This is a genomic window from Stutzerimonas stutzeri SDM-LAC (assembly GCF_000235745.1).
GTDB classification, from domain to species: domain Bacteria; phylum Pseudomonadota; class Gammaproteobacteria; order Pseudomonadales; family Pseudomonadaceae; genus Stutzerimonas; species Stutzerimonas stutzeri_H.
The window spans coordinates 1-393 of sequence record NZ_AGSX01000038.1 but is presented as its reverse complement, the minus strand read 5'-3'; the positions used below and the strand labels follow the sequence as shown (position 1 = coordinate 393).

The 393-nt window shown below is 66.7% G+C and carries 1 protein-coding gene; it reads left to right on the top strand.

Going from position 1 to position 393, the window contains the following annotated elements; genetic code table 11:
* Positions 1 to 95: 95 nt before the first annotated feature.
* Positions 96 to 393, top strand: a 298-nt coding sequence (locus PSTU_RS20415; RefSeq protein WP_036992639.1) for an MFS transporter, incomplete at its 3' end; no start/stop codon positions are given.

Below are 393 nucleotides of genomic sequence, written 5' to 3'. Positions count from 1 at the left end.
CGCACCCCCCCCCCGCCACACCACCACATCACCGCCCCGTCAGGCCCGCGGCAGCATGCTACCCTGCCCGGCCCTGCCTCCGTTGCGCCCGCCTGATGTCCACCCACGCCAAGCTGTTACTGCGCCACCAACGCCCCTTCATCAAGTTCTGGTTCGCTCGCGTGTTTACGGCCAGCGGCTTCCAGATGCTCGCCGTGGCGATTGGCTGGCATATGTACGAGCTGACAGGCAGCGTGCTGGATCTCGGACTGGTCGGCCTGGCCGAATTTCTGCCGCGCCTGTTATTCATTCTCTGGACCGGGCATGTCGCGGACCGCTTCGACCGCCGTCGGGTCGCGGCGTTGTGCCAGGGTTTGCAAGGCTTGATCGCGCTGGCCTTGGTGTTGGGCGCCG